This is a genomic window from Bradyrhizobium sp. UFLA01-814, from assembly GCF_046718885.1.
Taxonomy (GTDB): Bacteria; Pseudomonadota; Alphaproteobacteria; order Rhizobiales; family Xanthobacteraceae; genus Bradyrhizobium; species Bradyrhizobium elkanii.
This window is the reverse complement of sequence record NZ_JAQOSR010000386.1, coordinates 1-596: the sequence shown is the minus strand read 5'-3', so window position 1 is coordinate 596 and position 596 is coordinate 1. Positions and strand designations below refer to the sequence as shown.

General features: G+C 62.4%; 1 protein-coding gene. It reads right to left on the bottom strand.

Going from position 1 to position 596, the window contains the following annotated elements; translation table 11 throughout:
* Positions 1-596, bottom strand: a 596-nt coding sequence (locus PMN64_RS42960; RefSeq protein ID WP_411785137.1) for an IS5 family transposase, incomplete at both ends; no start/stop codon positions are given.

Genomic DNA, 596 nt, shown 5'->3' with positions numbered 1-596 from the left:
GCAGCGGCAAGTCTGCGGGTCAGGAGCCTCATGTGTGCAATCAGCAGCCAGGCAGCTTCGGTTGCCACCGTCGCCTCGAAGTCCTTGGCGAGGCGGCGGCATCTGCCGAACCAAGCGAATGTGCGTTCGACCACCCACCGCCTCGGCAGAAGCTGGAAGCCTTTGACGCCTTGGGGCCGCTCGACGATCTCGACAGTCCATGGACCGCAGTCTGAGAGCGCGTCGAGGAGTTGATTTCCGCGGTAAATCCGGTCGGCAAAGACGTGGCGCAGCCGGGGGAAGTTCATCCGCACGTTCTTCAGCAGCGGTACGGCGCCATGGCAGTCCTGAACGTTGGCCGGATGAACATGAACCCCGAGGAGGAGGCCATTGGTATCCGTCACAATATGCCGCTTACGGCCGTAGATGCGCTTGCCTGCATCGTAGCCGCGCGGTCCGCCAGCTTGCGTGGTCGGCGCACTTTGACTGTCGATCACGGCTGCCGTCGGCTTCGGTGCGCGTCCAAGCTTTTTCCGCGCCCGTCGGACAAGGACGCTGACAATCCTTTGCCACCGGCCTGTATCCCGCCATCTATAAAAATAGCCCTGCACCGTCGA